Below are 2,963 nucleotides of genomic sequence, written 5' to 3'. Positions count from 1 at the left end.
CAGCAGCGCGTCGGTCGCCCGCAGGGTCGTGCGGCCCTGGGCCAGCAGCGCCGGGGCGCGGCGCAGCGTCCCGCTCAGCGCGCCGCGCTCGCGGGCGAGGGCGCGGACGGTCGTGGCCGCCGCGACCAGCCCCTGCCCGAGGTCGTCGCGGCGCTCGGCGAAGGCGCCGCTGACCGTCGCTGTGTCGACGAGCAGCCGCTGGAGCGCGGGCTCGTCGCGACCGATCTCGGCCGTCACGTCGCGGATCTGGGCCAGCGCCGGGTTCAGCTGCACGAGCGTCCGGCCGAAGCTCGTCTCCGCCCCCGCGAGCGCGGACGAGCCGGTCGCGAACAGCTCCTGGAGCGCGCGGCGGCTCTCGCCGTCGACCGTGTTGAGGAACTCGTCGAAGTCGACCGCGGCACGGGTGTCGAGCGTCGCGATCTCGGCGTGGTCCGGCAGTCGCGGCGCGTCGAGCGGCCCCAGCTCCAGCGCGACGTAGCGCCCCGCGACGCTCGAGACCGACGAGTTGCGGACGATCGCGCGGGTTCCGCGGCGCAGCGGCAGGCTGCTGCGGTCGCTGATCCGCAGCTCGACCGCGGCCCGCCCGTCGTTGCCGAGCGAGATGTCGGAGACGGTGCCGACGACCGCGCCGCCGACCCGCACCTGGTTGCCCTTGACCAGCAGCCCGGCGTCCTGGAAGCGGGCGGTCACGGCCTGCGGGTCCGCGCCGGCGCCGCGCAGGACGGCGACCGCGACGGCGACCACGAGCAGCAGCGCGGCGACCGTCAGGCCGCGGGCTCGAGCGCTGCTCATGCCCGTCCCCTCCGCGCCCCGGCCGGCCGCGTCGCGCGTTCGCGCACCGCCTCGATGCCCCGAGAGCCCCTCATCCGCGGCGGAGGATACATCTCGCCTGGGCAGGCTGTATGAACATTATGTTCGATCTGCTCCACGCGCACGACTGGACCGCCGGCCTCCCCGCCGCGGGCCAGTATAGGCATAGTGTCGGACAATCTGTCCATTATCGGCCGGCGCCGCCACCGGCCGCCACGCCGGGCGCGATACTGGCGGGGTGGCATCGGTCACCCGCAAGAGCAAGACCGGACGCGCGCGGCGCGGCACCGTCGAGCGGCTGGTCTACGACGCGGTCGAGCGGCTGCTGGCCGACGGCACCCCCTACACCGCGCTCGGCATCCAGCGGATCGCGGACGAGGCCGGGGTCGCCCGCTCGAGCTTCTACCTGCATTTCGCGGACAAGACCGACCTGTTGATCCGGCTCGGCGAGTCGTCGACCGAGGAGCTGTTCGGGGTCGCCGAGCGCTGGCTCGCCGAGGGCGCGGACGCGACCCCCGACTCGCTGCGGCGGGCCGTCGCCGAGGTGATCGAGCAGCGCCGCCGCCACGCCGGGGCGCTGGCCGCGCTCGACGAGGTCGCGGCCTACGACGACGGCGTCGCGAGCTTCTGGAAGACCCGGATCGAGCGCTTCGCCGCGCTCGTCGAGCGCCGTCTGGTCGAGGCCCGCGACGGCGGCCTGCTGGATCCCTCCGTCGACCCCCGCACGACCTCCCGCTGGATCGCGTGGGGCACCGAGCGAACGGTCGCCCAGCATGTCGACAGCGACCCGGGCGACGGCGACGCGGCCCTCGCCGAGACGCTGACGCGGGCGATCTGGCACGCGATGGGCGGTTGAGCCGGACGCCCACGCGCCGGCCGCGATCTTCTAGGGTCGACCGATGGGAGCTCGCTGGGGGGTCAGGCTCGTGGCGGCGCTGGTGCTCGCCGTGCTGCTCGGCGGGGCCGCGACCGCACCTGCGCCGGCGGCGGCCGACAGCGCCTGGCTCTGCCGTCCCGACCGCGCGCCCGACCCCTGCCGTGAGCCGCTGACGACCACGATCGAGGAGCCCGGCGGCGGCTCGCGCGTGGTCGACCCGCCGATCCCCGCCGCGCCGCCGATCGACTGCTTCTACGTCTACCCGACCGTCAGCAACCAGCTGACCCCGCTGGCGACCGCGAGCGCCGATCCCGAGGTCGAGGCGATCGCCCGCTACCAGGCCCAGCGCTTCTCGCAGGTCTGCCGGGTCTTCGCCCCGCTCTACCGCCAGGCGACGATCCTCAGCATCTTCGCCAGCGCGATCACCAAGCCCGATCGCCAGGTCGGCTACGGCGACGTCCTGGCGGCCTGGCGCGAGTACCTGGCCCGCGACAACCACGGCCGCGGCGTCGTCCTGATCGGGCACTCCCAGGGCACCGGGGTCCTGCGGCGGATGATCCACGACGAGATCGACCCGAAGCCCGCGGTCCGCGCCAAGCTCGTCTCGGCGCTGCTGCTGGGCGGCAACGTCCTGACCCGCAAGGGCAGCGACCGCGGCGGCGACTTCCAGCGGATCCCCGTCTGCACCCGCGACGGCCAGGCCGGCTGCGTGATCGCCTACTCGACCTTCAACGACGTGCCGCCGGCCGGCAGCGCCTTCGGCCGCGCCCCGAGCGGCGAGGACCGGATCTCGGGGCTGCCGGGCGGCGACCAGTACGAGGTCGCCTGCACGAACCCCGCGTCGCTCGGCCGGAACGCCCGGACGCCGCTCGAGACGCTGGTCCCGACCCGCCAGTACCCGCTCGGCCTGATCGCGCTCGACCTCGTCGCGCTCTACCTGGGCGGCCGGACCCCCGCCGCGCCGACGCCGTGGATCCAGCCGGCCGAGCGCTACAGCGGCCGCTGCGAGCGCAGCGGCGGCGCCCACGTCCTGATGGTCCAGTCGATCGGGAGCGCGCCGCGGCTGAATCCCGCGCCCGAGCCGGGCTGGGGCCTGCACATCGTCGACGCCAACCTGCCGATGGGCGATCTGGTGCGGGACGTCGCCGCCCAGGCCCGCACCTACCTGGCGCCGGCCGCCCCGGCCCCGGCGGCGGCGGCCGTGCCGCGGATCGGCCTGGGGCTGCGCTATCGCCGGGCGCGGGACGGCCGCGGACGCCGCTGCGCGCGGCTGCCG

General features: G+C 75.6%; 3 protein-coding genes. 2 read left to right on the top strand and 1 reads right to left on the bottom strand.

Features of this window, described 5'->3' with window-relative positions; translation table 11 throughout:
- A partial coding sequence (locus tag PAI11_RS07890; RefSeq protein WP_040599125.1) for an MlaD family protein occupies positions 1-792 on the bottom strand: 792 nt, incomplete at its 3' end.
- A gap of 256 nt (positions 793-1,048) precedes the next feature.
- Here PAI11_RS07890 and PAI11_RS07885 point away from each other — a divergent pair.
- Together PAI11_RS07885 and PAI11_RS07880 are read left to right on the top strand one after the other, a co-directional pair.
- On the top strand, positions 1,049-1,666 hold the full coding sequence (locus PAI11_RS07885) for a TetR/AcrR family transcriptional regulator (RefSeq protein WP_007572763.1): 618 nt from the start codon (positions 1,049-1,051) through the stop codon (positions 1,664-1,666).
- A 43-nt stretch (positions 1,667-1,709) separates the two neighbouring features.
- On the top strand, positions 1,710-2,963 hold a 1,254-nt coding region (locus tag PAI11_RS07880), incomplete at its 3' end, for a DUF3089 domain-containing protein (RefSeq protein ID WP_138974167.1).

The sequence above is a fragment of the Patulibacter medicamentivorans genome, from assembly GCF_000240225.1.
GTDB lineage: Bacteria > Actinomycetota > Thermoleophilia > Solirubrobacterales > Solirubrobacteraceae > Patulibacter > Patulibacter medicamentivorans.
Note: the sequence above shows the minus strand (reverse complement) of the source record. Positions and strands in the feature narration are given on the sequence as shown.